The following is a 14,459-nucleotide window of genomic DNA, read 5'->3' on the forward strand; positions in this document are numbered from 1 at the left end:
CCCCATGACTCCGAGCCTCCTTGAGGGACCCAGAGTCCCTCAAGGAGGCCTTCACGGACTTCGGACCGGGGTCGGTCGGGCCGAGGTGCTGAAGGGCGCTTTCCCCGCATCGCATGCGAGGAAAGCGCCCTTCGCCGCATGTGACGAGAGGAAAGGCCCCTTCGGCCACGTGACGTCGGTCAGCCGGCGAGCGGGAGATCGTCCCGGTCGGGCCGGTCCTGGCCGTCGATACTGCGCAGGTGCCGCTTCTTGGTGCCCCGCAACAAAGTCGCGGTGACCCCGAGGCCGATGACGGCGAAAGCGACGCACGCGATGAACGCGGCCCGCAGGCCGACGGTGAATTCGGCGGGCCCGCCCGGCGCGGCGGTGAACGACGTGGACACCGAGGTGACCACGGCGACGCCGAGCGCGCCACCGATCTGGAACGAAGCGACGTTGATCCCCGACGCCGCACCGCTGTCCGCCTGCGGCACCTTGGACAGCGCGGCCACCGAAGCGGCCGCCATCCCGGCGCCGAGACCGGGGCCGAAAACGACCAGCCCCCACAGGATGTCGGGGACGTAGCTGCCGTCGACCGGCACCCGGGCCAGCAGCAGGCAGCCGGCGCCGAGCAGGACGAGACAGGCAGCGACGACCGGCCGGAAGCCCAGCCGGGTGACCACGGACTGGCCGACGTACGCGCCCACGAAGGCCAGCGTCGGCATGACCGATTGCAGTACCCCGAATTCCAGCGGGCTGTAGCCGAGGACGACCTGCCCGTACATCGAGATGGTGACCGACAGGCCGAACGCCGCCATGCCCATCGCGACCGTGACGAGGTTGCCGCCCGCGAGCGCCGGGCGTTTGATCAGCGCGAGCGGTACCAGTGGCGACGCCGAACGCTTCTCCACGGCCACGAACAACGCGAGCAGCCCGGCGGCGACGGCGAACAGGATGAGCGTCGCCGCGCTCGTCCAGCCCCAGACCGGTGCCTGTACGACGGCGAGGATGATCGCGACCAGCGCCAGCGTGCTGATCACGGCACCCGCGACGTCCTGGCTGCGGCGCTTGCCGGAATCGCGGCTCTCCCGCAGCAGCACCGGGGCGAGCAGCATGACCAGCACCGCGATCGGCACGTTGACGTAGAACACCCACTGCCAGCCCAGGGTCTGGGTCAGCAGCCCGCCGACCAGCAGGCCGGCCGTCGCGCCGATCCCGCCGATCCCGGACCAGCCCGCGAGGGCGGTGTTGCGGCTTTTGCCCTCGGGGAAGGTGTTCATCAGGATCGACAGCGCGGTCGGCACCATCAGCGCCGCCGCGATCCCGCTGAGCGCCCGCGCGGTGATGATCACGGCCGGGCTCCACGCCAGACCGCAGAGCACCGAGCCGACGAGGAACAACCCCGTGCCGAGGATGAAGACCCGGCGCCTGCCGAAGTGGTCGGCCGCCCGGCCGCCGAGGATCAGCAGGCCGCCGAAGGTGATGAGCTTCGCGCTCAGCACCCATTGCGCGTCGGCGGGCGCCATCCCGAGGTCGGGTGCCAGCGAGGGCAACGCCAGGATGACGCTCTGCGAATCCAGCAGGACCGCGAAGTTGGCCGCGCACAACAGGACCAGCGCGGCCCAGCGGAATCTGACGGCGTCGCCCGCCGCCTGGAGATGAGTCACCGGAACTCCTTGTTCGCTAGCGAAGGAAAAGCGGATCAGGCCGCGGGACGCTCGGCCTCGCCGGTGTCGGGCCGGGCGGTGGGGAGGGTGGTCACGGTCGCGGTCTTCTTGGCACCGCCGGAGAACAGGACGCGGCGCATCATCGACGGCTTCATCAGCGCCTGCGGCGGGTCGATCAGCGAGATGGTGCGCATGAACCCGCGCGCCACCACCGGGTCGTTCGCGGCCGCCGCCATCACCTTCGACATGTAGGCGTTGCCGATCTTCGTCGCGAGCGTGCGCTTCCCGCGCACCGACTCGTACCCGAGGTCGGCCGAGGCGGACATCATCCACGGCGAGTCCGTCGCCTTGGCCAGGTCGCGGAAATACCCGCGGAACGACGGCTCGACACCCTTTTCGAGGTGCTTGCGCAGCACGTCCGCGCCCATCGCGGCGACCGTCATGCCCTGGGCGTAGACGGGGTTGAAGATGCAGGCGGCGTCACCGAGGATCAAGTAGCCGGCGGGGAACCGGCTCAGCTTCTCGTAGTGACGGCGGACGCTGGCCGGGAACCGGAACGAACCGGCGGGCGCGCGCTGCTCCGCGTTCTCGATGGCGTTGTAGACCTCCTTGACCGGCAACGTCTTGGCGTAGGCAAGGAAGCCGTCGTGGTCGGTCGGCGCCCGGTCGCCCGCGATACCCGTGAGGGTGAGGGCGTACCGGTCGGCCAGGCGCGCGAAGATGCCGCCGCGCGGGAAGCCCGGCGTCGCGGTCGGCACCAGCGCGATGTCCTCGCCGAGCGGGTCGACGGGCAGGGGGCCGACGAAGTCCATCGTCGTGTAGGTCAGGTCCATCTGGACCTTCTCCTCGGGCGCCTTCTCATAGCCGAGTTCTTCGAGCCAGCGCGGGGACCGCGAACCGCGGCCACTGGCGTCGACGACGAGGTCGGCGCTGATGACCTCTTCGGCGCCGCCGTCACGGCTCTGCACCCGGACCCCGGTGATGCGCTCGTTGCCGTCGTTCGCGACCAGGCCGATGATGTCGGTGCGCTCGCGCAGGACGACACCGGGGCGGGGCAGCGTGCGGGACCGCAGGAAGTGCTCGATCACCGGGCGGTTGGCGGCCACGCAGGCCATCCCGGTGTCGGTCACGGCGAACATCTCGCCGTTGAAGTAGTAGTGGCAGGTCGATCCGTAGTCGCCGACCGGGACGCCCGCCTTGATCATGTCGTCGACGAACCCCGGGAACAGGTCCTCGATGATCAGCCGTCCGCGTTCCAGCAGGGCGTGGATGTGGATCGCCCACGAGATCGCCGGGCGCAGATTCGTCCCGGCCGCGGTGAGGTCGTCGCGTTCGATGACGGTCACCTGGCGGTAGGCGTCGGAAAGCACGCGGGCGGCGAGCATCCCGGCGATGCTGCCCCCGAGCACGACGGCGTGATCGCCGATTTTCGTTCCCATTGGCGTAGGCCTTTCGGTGATCGAGGTGCGTGGACGACTACGAAAAACGCTATGCCCGCCGGTGGCTGTCCTCTTCTCCCGCTTTGCGTAGCGCTTCTCCGGGGTTGCGAGCTTGTTCCGCGGCGGTTTTCCGGTGCCTGGCGACCGCGTAGTTTCCGTTGTGGACCTCCGCGCCACGAGGAAGGAGCACGCCAATGGGTTCGGCGTTCGTCGTCCGGTACCAGACGACCCAGGAATCCGCCGGTGAGAACGAGAAACTGGTGGAAGCCGTCTTCGCGGAATTGGCGCGGGAACAGCCCGGAGGGCTGAGCTACGCGTCGTTCAAACTCGACGACGGGGTGAGTTTCGTCCACGTCGGTGTCGTCGAGGGCGACGGGAATCCCCTCGCCGCTTCGGCTGCCTTCCACGAGTTCCAGCGGGGCATCCGCGAACGGGCTCCGGAAGGACCGGTACCCAGTGGGGCCACGCTCATCGGCTCCTATGGCTTCTCCAGTGACCACAACGGAAACGAACGACAGGAGACAGACCGATGACCGTTACCGCCGACACCACCGGGGTCGCCGCCCTGCCAGGGCAGATCGTCGACGCGTGGGCCCGCCACGACGCGCAGGCGTTCGCCGACGTGTTCATCGAGGACGGCACGATGATCCTGCCCGGCGTGTACGTCAAGGGCCGCGACAACATCGCCCAGTTCATGGGCGGCGCGTTCGCCACCGCCTACCAGGGCACCAAGGTCACCGGCACCCCGTTCGACGTCCGCCAGATCGGCCCCGGCGTCGTCCTGCTGCTGACCGAGGGCGGCGTGATCCGCCCGGGCGAGACCGAGGTCGCCGAGAACGCCAAGATCCGCGCTTCCTGGCTCGCCGTCGAACGCGACGGCGTCTGGAAGCTGGCCGCCTACCAGAACTCGCCGCGCGACTGACCCCCAAAGACTCGTGAGTGGTAATGACGGGTAACTAGTCAGGTCCCGGTCACGTGGTGATCATGGTTCTGCGATGATCACCACGTGGCCGGGGGTGAGCGTCCGTCGTATGACGAGTTGGCTGCTCTGGTCGTGTCTCAGGCGGAGACGATCCGGGTGTTGCGGGCCGAGGTGGAGCGGTTGTCCGCGCGGGTCGGGGAGCTGGAACGGCAGCTGAAGACCACGTCGCGGAATTCGTCGAAACCGCCGTCGCAGGATGTGTATGTCAAGCCGGCGCCGAGGTCGTTGCGCCGGAAAACCGGTCGTGGGCAAGGGAAACAACCCGGGGCGCCGGGCGCGAGCCTGACACTGGTCGATAATCCCGGCACCGTGGTTGATCATGTTCCGTCGGCATGTGCGGGCTGCGGGACAGGGCTGTCGTGCCGTCCGGATGTGGGCGTGGTGCGCCGTCAGGTGCATGATCTGCCCGAGATCGTCCCGGTGGTGACCGAGCATCGTCTGTATCAACGTCGCTGCCGGTGCGGGGTGCTGACCACCGCGCCCGCCCCGGCCGAGGCCACCGCTGCGGCCTGCTATGGGCCGAATGTGACCGCGTTGGCCGCGTATCTGCTGACCTATCAGCATCTTCCGATCTCCCGTGCCGCTGAACTGCTGGCCGAGGTGACCGGTATGGCGGTGTCCACCGGCTGGGTCAGCTCGGTGCTGGGGCGTCTCGCGCCCGGGCTGGCCCCGTTCGTCGAGGCCGTTCAGGCAGCGATCGTGGCGGCGCCGTTGGCGCATTTCGACGAGACCGGTGTCCGGGTGCTCGGCAAGAACAGGTGGCTCCACTCGGCCAGCACGCTGTGGTTGACCGTCTATTTCCTGCATGACAAACGCGGCCGCGAAGCGATCGACGCGTTCGGGATCCTGAACGGCTTCGCCGGCATCGCGGTGCACGACGGCTACCACTCCTACCGCACCTACGACCTCACTCACGCCCTCTGCAACGCCCACCACCAGCGGGAGCTCCAAGCCGCGGCGGAGACCCATCCCGATCAGGCCTGGCCCACCGGGCTCAGTGATGTCCTCGACGAACTCAACGCCGCCGCCCACACCGCCCGTGACCTGGACCTGTCCGAGATCCCCGACGACGTCCTCACACCGATGACCGGCCGCTACGACACCCACGTCCGCACCGGCCTGGACCTGCATCCGCGCAACCAACGAGGCCACCCCAAAGGCGGAAGACCCACCCAATCCCAGGCCCGCCGCCTGCTCGAACGACTCGAGAAATACCGCGGCGACACCCTGCGGTTCGCGTTCGACCTGACCGTTCCCTTCACCAACAACCAGGCCGAACGCGACATCCGCATGACCAAAACCCAGCTCAAAATCACCGGCGGATGGCGCACCCACCACGGCGCCACCACCTGGCTCACCGTGCGCTCCTACATCTCCACCATCCGCAAACACGGCCTCAACACCCTCACCGCGCTCCGCGACGCCATCACCGGAAACCCCTGGCTACCAACCCGACCCGCAACCACCTGACTAGTAACAATGACGGTTCTAACCGTCATTACCACTCACGAGTCTTTTTGCGGATCAGCGGAAGAACTTCGTCAGCAGTTCCGCGCCCAGCGTGTCGTCCATCAGATGTCCGGCGGTGTCCATGGTGACGTACTCACCCCGCGGGATCCCGTCGGCGACGGCCTGGCACATCTCCTTCATCCACTGTGGACTCTTGTTCCCGCCGAGGACCAGGCTGGGTACCGTGATGGCGCCCAGCTCCTCGACCGGCACGCGGTCCGCGTCGTCGGACAGGATCGAGTCGTACGGCATGGAATACGCCATCGCCTCGAACGCGGGCCAGATCGGATGGGTCGAGAAGAACGCGATCTCGTCCTCGGTGAAGAGCGCGTCCCATTTGAGGAACAGCGAGACGGCCTCCTTGATCTTGCCCGCTTCGAGCAGGGCCGTCAGCTCGTCGGTGTAGCCGGGCGGGACCTTCGGGCCGCTGTACGGCGGTTCGTACATGGCCAGCTTGATCATGGGGACGCCGCGGGCGGCCGCCGGCACGGCGATCATCGAGCCGGTGCAATTCGCGAAGACGTTGGCGGTGCCCCCTGCGGCCTCGATGACCGCGGCCAGGTCTTCGATCTCACAGTCCACTGTGTACGGTCCGACGCGTTTGTCGTCACTGTCCCCGCGGGCACGGCGGTCGTAGTTGTACACCGTGAAGTTCTCCGACAGGCCCTCGGCGAGTTCGGCGTGCATCGCCTTCTCGTTCAGGCCGCCGCCGATGATGACCACCGGCGGCCCGGAGCCCGACTTCTCGTAGGCGATGGTCGTCCCGTCCGCCGATCGCACCTTCTCGATCGGGAGATCCCGGTTGCCGTAGTCGAGGTTCTCGATGTTCGCTTCCGCCTGCTCAGCCACGGCCCACGCCCCTGGCGAGCAAGGCGCGCTTGAACTGCCGCAGGTCGTCCAGGAAGAGGTCGGGCGCCTCCAGGCCGGGGAAGTGACCACCGCGGTCGAGACGGCGCCACTGCACGATGTCGGAGAACGCCCGGTCCGCGTAGGTGCGGATCGGCTCCATGATGTCGTACTTGTAGGCGGCGACACCGATCGGCGTCGAGATCGGCGGCAGCGGGGCCACGAAGGTCTTGTACTCCTCGAATCTCGGATGCGCGACGGCGAGTTCGGGATGCGGGGTCGCCGACGTCCGGGTGAACTGGGCGTTGTCGCAGTAGAAGTGCGCCGCGTTGCCCGCCGACCCGGTGAGCCAGTACAGCGTCACGTTGGCGAGCAGATCGTCGCGGTCGAAGACCTCTTCCGGGGAATCGACCGCACCCGACCAGCCGTGGAACTTCTCGATGTACCAGGCGAGCTGCCCGACCGGCGAATCGCTGAGGCTGTAGCTCAGTGTCTGCGGCCGGGTCGCGTGCTCGACCATGTATCCCGGCGCGGGGAACATGTACGGGTCGAGCAGTTCGAGTTCCTCTTCGCTCAGGCCTTCGAGATCGCTCGCGTCGGCGGGCGGGGTCACGAGGAAGTTGACGTGCGCGGCGAGCACGTTCTCCGGTTTCATCGCGGCCAGGATGATGGAGATGAACGAGCCCCAGTCGGCGCCCTGGACGATGTAGCGCTCGTAGCCGATCTCGGCCATGAGCTTGCCCCAGATCTCCGACATCTTGGGCACGGTCCACCCGTGCTGGGTCAGCGGCGTGGAGAAACCGAAGCCGGGCAACGTCGGGATCACCAGGTGGTAGGCGTCCTTCGGGTCACCGCCGTGGGCGCGTGGGTCGGTCAGCGGCCCGATGAGGTCCAGGTATTCGATGATCGAACTGGGCCAGCCGGTGGTCATCACCATCGGCGTCGCGTCCGGTTCGGGGGACCGCACGTGCAGGTAGTGGATGTTCGCCCCGTCGATGTTCGTGATCGACTGGGGGAACTGGTTGATCTTCGCCTCGGTGGCGCGCCAGTCGTACTCGGTGCGCCAGTATTCGGCGAGTTCCTTCAGATACGCCTGCGGCACCCCGCGGGTCCACCCGACGTCGGGTGTCTCGGCGGGCCAGCGGGTTTCCCCGAGCCGTCTGCGCAGGTCGTCGATGGCTTCCTGTGGAATGTCCACTTTGAACGGAGTCACGACAGGGTCCCTTCTAAGGCGGCTCAGCGGACGATGGCCCGCGACAGCACGTCGGTGATGGCGGTGGAGATCTCCGCGGCCTGCTCCCGTTCGAGGACGAGCGGCGGGCCGACGACGAGAGTGGGGCCGTAGTCACGGGCCAGGACGCGGTGCTTGCCGCGCAGGTCGTCGATGAGGGCGACCATGCGGTCGAACGGCATCGGCTCGCCGGTGTTCGGGTCCGCGACCAGTTCGATGCCGACCATCGCGCCGTGCACGCGCACGTCGTGGACGATCGGGAGGTCCCGGATGCCGTCGAGGCCTTCGGTGAACCAGCCCTGGATCTTCGGCGCCTGGCCGAGGATGTGCTCCCGTTCGATGATGTCGAGGTTCACCAGCGCCAGCGCGCACGCGACCGGATGCCCCGAGTAGGTCAGCCCGTGGAAGAAGAACTTCTCGGGGTTTCCCACCATGGTCTCGCCGATCTCGTCGCGCATGAGGACGGCGCCGAGCGGCGCGTAGCCGCTGGAGATCCCCTTGGCGGTGACGATGATGTCCGGGTCGTAGTGCGCCGAGGCGAACCATTCGCCGGTGCGGCCGAAGCCGGTGATGACCTCGTCGGCGATCAGCAGGATGCCGTAGCGGGACAGCAGCGCGCGGATACGCGGCCAGTAGTCCGACGGCGGCACGATGACGCCGCCGCCGCCCATCACCGGTTCGCCGATCATCGCGGCGATCTTCTCCGGTCCGATCCGGAGGATCTCGGTTTCCAGTTCCCGCACGAGGAACTCGGTCGGATCCTCCCCGCCGAACATCTCCGGATGGGACACCATGGGCGGGCTCACCTTGGTGACCTCCGGCATTACCGGCCCGGCGCCGTAGTGCATGTCGTCCATGCCGCTGACCGCGCCGCCGGCGAAAGTCGTCCCGTGGTAACCGAAATGCCGCCCGATGAGCCAGGTCCGGCCGACGTCACCGCGTTCGAAGTGGTAGCGCCGCGCGATCTTGATCGCCGCCTCGGTGCCGTCCGAACCGCCGCTGGTGAAGTGGACCTTGCTCATCCCGGGCGGGGCCAGCTCCGCGAGGCGGGCGGCGAGCCGGATCGCCGGTTCGTTCGAATATTCGCGCCACAGCGAGAAGTACTCCAGCTTCTCCGCCTGCGCCGCCGCGACCTCCGCCAGTTCGGCCCGCCCGTGGCCGACGGCGACCACCCAGTTGCCGCCCGCCATCCCGTCGATGAACGGCACGTCGGCGGCGTCCCAGACCACGGATCCCTTGCCGCGGACGAAGATGTTCCGTTCGGTCCGCGTCGGGTTCTGGTGCGGGTGGATGAGGTGCTTCCGGTCCAGAGCCTGAAGCGCGGCGGCGTACGCCGCTTGCCCCTGCGCCTGGCTAGCGATGGTCATTTCGGCGTTCCCTCCGCGGATTCCGGCATCAGACACGACCCACGCTAGGTGAGGCCGCGGCCGGGGTCTTCTCGCCGATTGCCGCAGGATCCAGGAGTTCTTCCCGCAACCGAGGAGAATCCCTGAACGTAAACGGATTGCTAAATTCCCGATATGTTCGATTTTGTCGTGGTTGGGGCCGGTGCGTCCGGTTGTGTCCTCGCTAACCGATTGAGCGCGGACCCTTCCGTCACCGTCGTCCTCATCGAAGCCGGCCCGTCCGACGACCACCCGAACTTCCAGGTTCCCGTCGCCGGGGGGAAGTTCTTCAAGACCCGGTACGACTGGGACTTCGACACCCATCAGGAGTGGCACCTCGGCGGGCGGCGGATCTACCTGCCGCAGGCCAGGGTGCTCGGCGGCGGTACGTCGGTGAACGGCGGCGCGTACGTGCGCGGCAACCGCGCCGACTTCGACGAATGGGGTCAGCCGGGCTGGGATTTCGACGGGATGCTCCCGTACTTCCGGCGGTCGGAGGACAACGAGCGCGGTGAGGACGAGTTCCACGGCGTCGGCGGCCCTCTGCGGGTCAGCGACGGCCGGACGGGGAACCCCAGTTCCGCCGCCTTCACCGCGGCCGCGATCGAGGCGGGCTACGGGCACAACCCCGACTTCAACGGCGCGACACAGGACGGATTCGGGGCGTTCCAGGTCACGCAACGGGACGGGCGCCGCGCCAGCACCGCGTCGGAGTTCCTGCGCCCGGTGCTGCACCGCCCGAACCTCACCGTCGAGACCGACCTCGAAGTGCACCGGGTGCTCGTCGAGAACGGCAAGGCGGTCGGGATCGTCGGCAACCGGCTCGACGAACTCGTCGAGATCCGCGCCGGACGTGAGGTCATCATCAGCGCCGGCACCTACAACTCGCCGAAGATCCTGATGCATTCGGGGATCGGCCCCGCCGATCACCTGCGCGCGTTCGGCTTGCCGGTCGTCGTCGACCAGCCCGAGGTCGGGCGGCACCTCCAGGACCATCCGCATGTCTGGCTGAGCTTCGGCCACGACCGGCCGGTGAGCCTGCTCGCGGCGGGCGAACCCCAGCACGCCGAGCGATACGAACGCGACGCGAGCGGCTTCCTCACCTCCGGCGGCCCGGAGACCGGCGGCTTCGTGACGACCACCGGCGACGCGCCGGATCTCCAGTTCATCTGTATGCCCTTGATGATCTCCGACGGCTTCCTTTCGCCGCCGTCCCGGCACGCGCTTTCGTTCGGCGCCTCCGTGGCGAAACCACGCACCCGGGGGAACGTGACCCTGTTCAGCCCCGAGCCGACCGCCAAACCCAAGATCGTGCAGAACTACCTCGCCGATCCGGAGGATCTCGCGATGGCCGTCGAGGGCGTGCGGATCAGCCTGGAACTCTCCCGGCAGGTCGCGCTCAAGCCCTACACGCTCGACGCCATCGCCGCGCCCGCCTCCGACACCGAGGCGGATCTGCTCGCTTTCACCCGGCGAAACGTGCTGACCGGGCATCATCCGGTGGGTACCTGTGGCATGGGCAGGGTCGTGGATGCGCAATTGCGGGTTTTGGGAATAGAATCACTTCGTGTCGTGGACGCTTCCGTCATGCCGACGATCGTGCGGGGTAATACCAACGCCCCGGTCATCGCCATCGCCGAAAAGGCCGCGGACTTGATTCTCCACTCAACTACGACTAGGAAGATCTGAGAGTATGGCTGACAAGACACCGCAAGCGATCGATATCACCTTCACGGCCGAAGTCATTCCCGACGGGAACAGCGGCTGGCCGTGCGTGAACATGCCGGACTCCGCCGAGTTCTTCGGCACCGGCAAGGCCGTCAAGGTCAGCGGCACCGTGGACGGTCACGACTACGAGGCCAGCATGCTGCCGATCGGCGGCGGCGTCCACATGTTGCCGCTGCGCAAGCCCTTCCGGAAGGTCATCCAGAAGGAGATCGGCGACAAGGTCACCGTGCACCTGACCAAGCGGATTTCCTGAACTGAGCACGAAAAAGGGCCGGACCGAGCGAACTCGGTCCGGCCCTTTCGTGCGCGGTCTACTCGCCGCCGGTCCAGATCGGCCGCAGCTCGACGCTCTGGCCGGGAGCGGCGAACTCCGCGGCGATCTCGTCGGCCCGCGCCTGGTCCTTGGCCTCGATCAGGAAGAAGCCCGCGAGGTGGTCCTTCGTCGCCGAATACGGACCTTCGCTCTTCTTCACCGAGCCGGATTCGGCCGAGTACAGGCTCGCCTTGGCGGGGTCGCCGAGTGCTTCCCCGCCGACCAGCTCACCGTTTTCGTGCAAACGGCCGAGCAGTGCCTCGAATGCCTCGAAGTGCTTCTTGCGCTCGTCGGCGGAAAGGTTCGCGAACTCCGGGGTGAATTCCTCCACCGGGTGACCCCACGGCTCGGGATGCGAGTAGAGCAGGACCATGTACTTCATTCGTTTTCTCCTTATTACTTCCGCTTGTAGGCGGCCATCGTGGCCGAGCCGAATCCGGCGATCAGCACGGCGCTGGCGACCAGTACCCAGATGATCTCGCCGGCGTTCGGGCTGCCGCTCATCAGGCCCCGCATCGCGGTGACCAGGTGGGTGATCGGGTTCCAGCTGACCGCGGCTTCGAGCCAGCCGGGCATCGTGGACGGCTGCACGAAGACGTTGGACAGGAAGGTCAACGGGAACAGCGCGACCATGCTCACGCTCATCACGGTCTTTTCGGACCGCATGGACAGGCCGAGGAACGTCCAGATCCACGAGAGCGAGAACGAGAACACGAGCAGCAGGGCGACGGCCCCGACAGTGCCGGCGACACTGCCCAGGTTGTAGCCCATGATCAGGCCGACGGCGATGATGACGACGCAGCCGATGAGGTAGCGGAGGAAGTCGCCGAGCAGGTAACCGACGATCGTGGCCGGGCGCCAGATCGGCAGCGTCCGGAAGCGGTCGAAGACCCCCTTGGCGATGTCGCTGTTCACCGCGACACCGGTGTACATCGTGATCATCACGACGGTGATCGCGAGGATGCCGGGGAGCAGGTAGTCCAGGTACGCCTCGGTCGAACCGCCGATGGCGCCGCCGAAGAGGTACGTGAACATCACGGTCATGATGATCGGGAAGCCCGTGACGTCGAACAGCTGCTCCGGCAGGTGCTTGATCTTCAGCGCGGCCCGCCAGCCGAAGGTGAGCGAGGCGGAGATCGCGCTGGGGCGCTTGGGCCGGTCGACCGACGCGAGTACCGCGTCGAGCGCGGCGACGTCGGCAGGCCGGGTTTCCTCGGCCGCTTCGGTCGTTTCGGTCGGTTTGATGGTGGAAGTCATCGGTTCGCCCCCTCCTTGGCGGCGTGCTCCGGGTCCGCCGTCGCGGGACGGTCGGTCAGCGCGAGGAACACTTCATCGAGGCTCGGCTGCCCGAGCGAGAATTCGTCGACGACGATGTCCCGCAGCGAAAGCTCGTGGAGGGCCTTGGAAGCCCATTCGGCCATGCCGGCGTCGCCCTCCACACCCGGGATGCGGGCGCTGACCAGGACCTCGTCGTGCTCCGAAAGCGTGGGCTGCTCCAGGAACCGCGAAAGCACGTTCTGCGCGTCGGTCCGCTGGTTCGAATGCCGGAGCCGCAGGTGGATCGCACCGACGCCGATCGACGCCTTCAGCTGGCCCGGCGTGCCCTCGGCGATGACCTTGCCGTGGTCGACGACCGCGACGCGGCTGGCGAGCTGGTCGGCCTCGTCGAGGTACTGGGTGGTGAGCAGCACGGTGGTGCCGCGTTTGACGACCGCGCGCACGATGTCCCAGACCTGGTTGCGGCTGCGCGGGTCGAGCCCGGTGGTCGGCTCGTCGAGGAAGAGCAGATCCGGGGTGTTCACGATGCTGGCCGCGATGTCGAGCCGCCGCCGCATACCGCCGGAGTAGTTCTTCACCTGACGGCCGGCCGCTTCGGTCAGCCCGAAGGCGTTCAGGAGCTGCTCGGTGCGCGCCTTCGAGGCGGCCTTGCCGTGGCCGAGCAGACGGCACAGCAGGATCAGGTTCTCGGTGCCGGTCAGGTCGTCGTCCACGGAGGCGTACTGACCCGTCAGGCTCACGCGCGAACGGACCGCGTCCGCCTCGCGTACGACGTCGTGACCGAAGACCTTGGCCTGTCCTCCGTCGGGACGCAGCAGCGTCGCCAGCACCTTGACCGACGTGGTCTTCCCCGCCCCGTTCGGGCCGAGGACGCCGTAGACCGTTCCCGCGGGAACGGTGAGGTCGAGACCGTCGAGCGCGCGTTTGTCGCCGTATATCTTGGTCAAACCGGATGCTTCGATCGCTGGATCCCCGTCGCGGACCTTTGTCATGAGCAGACCTTTCTGGTTTCGCGCCGGACATCTCTGGGCGGCCTGGCGCCGTTGAACGACGGACCCACAGGGTCCGGATGGTCCGTTTGCCCTTCATTGTGTCGCCGGGCGTTCATCACGAACAGTGATCAGGGCACGACCGCGATGTGAAGAGTTCATGGTCGCCGAGCACGGCGGCGTTCTCTTCTTCCGTCTTGCGCTACCCGTCCTCGCGCGCAGTCGAGGAGAGGCAGCGGGTACCGGTCGGCCGAGAATCGGGACATTGCCTGATGGCGCCCTAGGGAGGACGAAAATGACCTGGTACTCCGACGATGGCCTGTGGTCGGGTTTCTCCGAACTGATGTGGCCGCAGTACCTGACGGCCGAGGCCGACGAACTCGTGCGTGAGTCCCCGTTGCTGGCCTTCCCGGCGGGTTCCCGGGTGCTCGACCTGTGCTGCGGCCCGGGCCGGTTCGTCGTCCCGCTCGCCCGCAAGGGATATCAGGTGACCGGGGTCGACCTCAACGCCCCGGTGCTGGACCGTGCCAAGCAGGCCGCCGCCGACGCCGATGTCTCCGCCGAACTCGTCCAGGGCGACATGCTCGAATTCGTCCGCCCCGGCGGATTCGACGTCGTGCTGAACATGTACACGTCGTTCGGCTATTTCGACGAGGCCGAAAAGAACCTCCAGGTGCTGCGCAACGCGCACACCAGTCTGGCGCCGGGCGGAAAGCTGTTGCTGGAGGTGTTCGGCAAGGAGATCGTCGCCAAGAACATCGGCCGTACGCACGCCTTCCCGCAGCCCGACGGCATCGCGTACATGCGGCACAGCGTCCTCGACGACTGGACGAAGCTGCGGACCGATTGGACGCTGGTCGACGGGGAGGTCGCCCGTTCCGCGCATATCCAGTCGTTCATCTACAGCGCCGCCGAATTGCGCCGTCTGTTCGAGGACGCCGGCTTCACCGACATCGAAGCCTACGGCGGTTTCGACGGCGCGCCGTACGACAAGCGCGCCAAACGACTGATCGTCCAAGGCCGCAAAGCCTGACCGAAGGGGCCTTTCGCCTCATCTCACGCGCTGAAGGGCGCTTTCCTCGCATAGGATGCGGGGAAAGCGCCCTTCGTCGC

The 14,459-nt window shown here is 67.4% G+C and carries 14 protein-coding genes; 6 read left to right on the forward strand and 8 right to left on the reverse strand.

What is annotated here, in order from left to right:
• Nucleotides 1-179: 179 nt before the first annotated feature.
• Both SD37_RS05180 and SD37_RS05185 read right to left on the reverse strand, forming a co-directional pair.
• Entirely contained in the window at nucleotides 180-1,646 is a 1,467-nt protein-coding gene (locus tag SD37_RS05180) for an MFS transporter (RefSeq protein WP_044852066.1), read from the reverse strand.
• A 35-nt stretch (nucleotides 1,647-1,681) separates the two neighbouring features.
• Complete coding sequence (locus tag SD37_RS05185; protein ID WP_044852067.1) at nucleotides 1,682-3,085, reverse strand: FAD-dependent oxidoreductase; 1,404 nt, start codon at nucleotides 3,083-3,085, stop codon at nucleotides 1,682-1,684.
• Between the two features lie 194 nt (nucleotides 3,086-3,279).
• Here SD37_RS05185 and SD37_RS05190 point away from each other — a divergent pair, with 194 nt between their 5' ends.
• From SD37_RS05190 to tnpC, 3 genes are all read left to right on the forward strand, one after another.
• Nucleotides 3,280-3,618 (forward strand): hypothetical protein, encoded by a 339-nt coding sequence (locus SD37_RS05190; protein WP_044852068.1) that lies wholly within the window; start codon nucleotides 3,280-3,282, stop codon nucleotides 3,616-3,618.
• On the forward strand, nucleotides 3,615-4,007 hold the full coding sequence (locus SD37_RS05195; RefSeq protein WP_044852069.1) for an SgcJ/EcaC family oxidoreductase: 393 nt from the start codon (nucleotides 3,615-3,617) through the stop codon (nucleotides 4,005-4,007). Before SD37_RS05190 ends, SD37_RS05195 begins: the two co-directional genes overlap by 4 nt.
• Nucleotides 4,008-4,091: 84 nt before the next feature.
• Nucleotides 4,092-5,537, forward strand: a complete 1,446-nt coding sequence (gene tnpC / locus SD37_RS05200) for an IS66 family transposase (protein WP_083254876.1) — start codon at nucleotides 4,092-4,094, stop codon at nucleotides 5,535-5,537.
• A 54-nt stretch (nucleotides 5,538-5,591) separates the two neighbouring features.
• On the opposite strand, the gene SD37_RS05205 is transcribed toward tnpC, so the two are convergent.
• Genes SD37_RS05205 through SD37_RS05215 form a run of 3 tightly spaced genes read right to left on the reverse strand, consistent with a single transcriptional unit; the run spans nucleotide 5,592 to nucleotide 9,020 of the window.
• A complete protein-coding gene (locus SD37_RS05205; RefSeq protein WP_044852084.1) occupies nucleotides 5,592-6,425 on the reverse strand; it encodes an alpha/beta fold hydrolase in 834 nt (277 codons plus the stop codon).
• Nucleotides 6,418-7,635, reverse strand: a complete 1,218-nt coding sequence (locus SD37_RS05210; RefSeq protein WP_044852085.1) for an epoxide hydrolase family protein — start codon at nucleotides 7,633-7,635, stop codon at nucleotides 6,418-6,420. The genes SD37_RS05205 and SD37_RS05210 overlap by 8 nt, the downstream gene beginning before the upstream one ends.
• Before the next feature lie 23 nt (nucleotides 7,636-7,658).
• Nucleotides 7,659-9,020, reverse strand: coding sequence for an aminotransferase family protein (locus SD37_RS05215; RefSeq protein ID WP_044852086.1), 1,362 nt, complete (start codon nucleotides 9,018-9,020; stop codon nucleotides 7,659-7,661).
• Nucleotides 9,021-9,173: 153 nt separating this feature from the next.
• Here SD37_RS05215 and SD37_RS05220 point away from each other — a divergent pair, with 153 nt between their 5' ends.
• Both SD37_RS05220 and SD37_RS05225 read left to right on the forward strand, forming a co-directional pair.
• Nucleotides 9,174-10,727, forward strand: a complete 1,554-nt coding sequence (locus tag SD37_RS05220; RefSeq protein WP_044852087.1) for a GMC family oxidoreductase — start codon at nucleotides 9,174-9,176, stop codon at nucleotides 10,725-10,727.
• Nucleotides 10,728-10,731: 4 nt separating this feature from the next.
• Nucleotides 10,732-11,019: a DUF1905 domain-containing protein gene (locus SD37_RS05225; protein WP_044852088.1), complete on the forward strand. Its 288-nt coding sequence runs from the start codon at nucleotides 10,732-10,734 to the stop codon at nucleotides 11,017-11,019.
• 58 nt (nucleotides 11,020-11,077) lie between these two features.
• Here SD37_RS05225 and SD37_RS05230 read toward each other — a convergent pair whose 3' ends face one another.
• Genes SD37_RS05230 through SD37_RS05240 form a run of 3 tightly spaced genes read right to left on the reverse strand, consistent with a single transcriptional unit; the run spans nucleotide 11,078 to nucleotide 13,349 of the window.
• Nucleotides 11,078-11,461, reverse strand: a complete 384-nt coding sequence (locus SD37_RS05230) for a YciI family protein (protein ID WP_044852089.1) — start codon at nucleotides 11,459-11,461, stop codon at nucleotides 11,078-11,080.
• A 14-nt stretch (nucleotides 11,462-11,475) separates the two neighbouring features.
• Entirely contained in the window at nucleotides 11,476-12,336 is an 861-nt protein-coding gene (locus tag SD37_RS05235) for an ABC transporter permease (RefSeq protein ID WP_044852090.1), read from the reverse strand.
• A complete protein-coding gene (locus SD37_RS05240) occupies nucleotides 12,333-13,349 on the reverse strand; it encodes a daunorubicin resistance protein DrrA family ABC transporter ATP-binding protein (protein ID WP_044852091.1) in 1,017 nt (338 codons plus the stop codon). The genes SD37_RS05235 and SD37_RS05240 overlap by 4 nt, the downstream gene beginning before the upstream one ends.
• Before the next feature lie 292 nt (nucleotides 13,350-13,641).
• On the opposite strand from SD37_RS05240, the gene SD37_RS05245 reads away from it, so the two are divergent.
• Nucleotides 13,642-14,379 (forward strand): class I SAM-dependent methyltransferase, encoded by a 738-nt coding sequence (locus SD37_RS05245; RefSeq protein ID WP_044852092.1) that lies wholly within the window; start codon nucleotides 13,642-13,644, stop codon nucleotides 14,377-14,379.
• Nucleotides 14,380-14,459: the final 80 nt, after the last annotated feature.

Source organism: Amycolatopsis orientalis, from assembly GCF_000943515.2.
Taxonomy (GTDB): Bacteria; Actinomycetota; Actinomycetes; order Mycobacteriales; family Pseudonocardiaceae; genus Amycolatopsis; species Amycolatopsis orientalis.